The 2,830-nt window shown below is 38.3% G+C and carries 3 protein-coding genes; all 3 read right to left on the reverse strand.

Going from position 1 to position 2,830, the window contains the following annotated elements; genetic code table 11:
- Positions 1 to 155: 155 nt before the first annotated feature.
- The 3 genes from FCI53_RS21040 to istA are packed head-to-tail and all read right to left on the reverse strand — an operon-like array spanning position 156 to position 2,672.
- Positions 156 to 368 (reverse strand): hypothetical protein, encoded by a 213-nt coding sequence (locus tag FCI53_RS21040; RefSeq protein WP_138420931.1) that lies wholly within the window; start codon positions 366 to 368, stop codon positions 156 to 158.
- 1 nt (position 369) lies between these two features.
- Positions 370 to 1,125 (reverse strand): IS21-like element helper ATPase IstB, encoded by a 756-nt coding sequence (gene istB, locus FCI53_RS21045; RefSeq protein WP_171038268.1) that lies wholly within the window; start codon positions 1,123 to 1,125, stop codon positions 370 to 372.
- Positions 1,122 to 2,672 (reverse strand): IS21 family transposase, encoded by a 1,551-nt coding sequence (istA, locus tag FCI53_RS21050; RefSeq protein ID WP_138420932.1) that lies wholly within the window; start codon positions 2,670 to 2,672, stop codon positions 1,122 to 1,124. Before istA ends, istB begins: the two co-directional genes overlap by 4 nt.
- Between the last annotated feature and the right edge of the window lie 158 nt (positions 2,673 to 2,830).

Raw genomic sequence — 2,830 nt, forward strand, 5'->3', positions numbered from 1 at the left:
TGATTACGGCCACGTGATTTTACCACCCTTGCCATGTTTTTTACCAGACTTCGCCATGAAATTTACCACACAACGCCAACACACTTACCAATCATCATAAAAGCCCTACAGTTTACTAGTTTTATAAACTGTAGGGCTTTTTATTTACATTGTTGTTAATTTAAATTAGTTTTAAAATACTCTATAATCATCTTTCTAGAACCCTCAAAAATGTCCTGTTCATTCCATTCATGAGGAAAAGGTTCATTACCGTAAGTTTCCATCAACTGCGTTTTTAGTTCCATGGGGAACGGATACCAGTTCTTGTACCCGACACAGTAGAAGTACTCCTCCATCTCCTTTAGGTCTTTTTCCGTCATAACTGTCATATTAGAAGTCTCCACTTAGTCCATGGCGTTCACGCATGGAAACTACTCCATCTATTAAGATTTGATAGGAGTCATGAATAATTCGGTCTAAAATAGCTTCTGCTATCGTTTCATTACCTAACTTAATATGCCATCCACTAGGGTCGATTTGTGAACAGAAAATAGTAGAAGCTAACTTGTGGCGTGCTTCTGTAATTTCCAATATAATAGCTGCTTCATCGGTTGATAAATCTGTCAGTAACCATTCATCCAATATGAGTAGATCAACCTTCGTGTACTTTTTGATACATTTCCGGTAACTTCCGTCTGCAGCTAATTTTGCGAGTGATAATTCATCCAATAGTTCCGGTAGGCGAATATACTTCACTTTATAAAATTGACGACAAGCAGCTACTCCGAATGCACTTGCTAGATATGATTTACCTGAGCCGGTGGCTCCTTTCAATATAATATTATGACTGTCTTGTATATAATTACAGCTAGCCAATTTTAGAATCAATTCTTTATTCAATCTTCTGTCCTCATGGTATTCTATATCTTCAATACTGGCATTTGAGTTTAAAAAAGTAGCTGTTTGTATCAAGCGTTGAAGCTTATTGCTTTTCCGACGGGAGTGCTCTAGATCAACCAGTAATGAAAATCGATCTTCGAAACTCATCTTTTGAAAATCCTTATTCGATGCTTGCTCTTTATAGGCTTCTGCCATTCCACTTAATTTCATTTCGAGTAATTTTGTTAATGTTTGATCATTCATCATTTGTCCGTTCCTCCGTAGTAATGTGCTCCTCTTGTGAAGCCAAAATTATTTTCACTTGTTTCCGTTTTGCGTTTCATTTCTTGTTCGGCATCATTCTTTTTATTGCTCTTCAAGATGGTTTGAATACTCTTAACTGTTGGTCTTCTAGTCATAGAAATAACCATCTTACATGCACGTTCAATTTCATATTTGGTATAACGTCGCTCAGATTTTTTTAAAGAAAATATAGATTGTAATGCTAGTTTTTCTGTTTGAGAAGTATCTAGAATATATTTAATAACAGTCAATGTGGAAACTCCGATATTTTCAGCCCATTCAAATGCAGCTTCTGGTGTTTGGTCCACAAATAACTTATGATTTTCAGGCATATGATCACGAACAGTAGATAATTGACCGAATTTCCCATATAATCGTTTATGGGAAGCTACCCGCATATGATTGAAATAAACTTCTACGAGGTCGTCTGAAAGCTTCACATCTACCTGACGATTGATGTACTCATATGGCACTGAATAAAACATACTATCGACAGAGATGTGATAGTCTGGACGTACTTTCGCTGTTTTCCATTCAGACATTTTGTAAGGCGTTGATGGTAGAGGGGAAAGTGCGAATTTCTCCTCTTCCTCAAATGCCGACAAACGACACCCTTTTTTACGTGTGAAGGGACGCTCATTGAATTCAGCTAATTTCTTCGAAACTTCTTCATTCAATTCATCGATACTGAAACAATGTGCATTTCTTAAGGCTGCAATGATCCATGTAGAGACGACGTTAACTGAGCCTTCTACACTGGCCTTATCTTTTGGTGTACGCACCCGTGCAGGCATGACTACAGTATTATAGTATTCTGCCATTTCCTTATAAGTTGGATTTAATACTAACTCTCGTGTAGTATGTTTCGTGACGCTCGCTTTAAGGTTGTCTGGCACAATAATTTGTGTAGTGCCACCAAAATACTTATACGCATGGTTGTGTGCGGTTATCCATGAATGTAAATCCATCGATAACGTTGCTTCTGCATACGATAATTGACTACAAGGCAGTGTTGCAACGAAAACATACGCTTTTACCTTCTCGCCAGTGTCCCTGTCAATGATGAAGGATGTGGATCCTGCCCAATCGACCTCCATAATTTCGCCTGGTTTTCTACGGATACGCAAAGTGGCTTTGTACTTGTCTGCATATCTACTGTAATGACGCAGAAAACTGCGATACGAGTAAGGAATCTTTTGATTCGCACGACACTCAGCTTCGTATTCATGATGGAGGAGTGAAAGCGTCACATTAGGCTTCGCTAGCTCTTCATGAATATAATCAAAGTTCAATGGTTGTCGTCCCGAACCCTCCAAAGTTTTCTCTGGAAAGAGAAAATCCTCAATCCATTGATCCGTCATTTCCTCGTCTAACGGACACACTAATCCTTTCTTTTCTGCCAAACGGATGACCTCTGTTACTTTTTGACGAGAGTTACCAGTACTTGCGGCAATACCTCTGAGACTGATTCCCTCATCGTGTAACTCCAATATCTTTTGATAATGGATCATAAAAAAATACCTCCATAAATTAATGTCATACCCAACAGGTATGCTCATTAATTATACAAAGGTATTAGTTGGTAAACGCATGGCATTTACTGGTAAATTTTGTGTCACTCGGTGGTAAAAACTATGTCAGAGGTGGTACATTTCAGTGGCCGTAATCA

It is taken from the genome of Aquibacillus sediminis (genome assembly GCF_005870085.1).
GTDB classification, from domain to species: domain Bacteria; phylum Bacillota; class Bacilli; order Bacillales; family Amphibacillaceae; genus Aquibacillus_E; species Aquibacillus_E sediminis.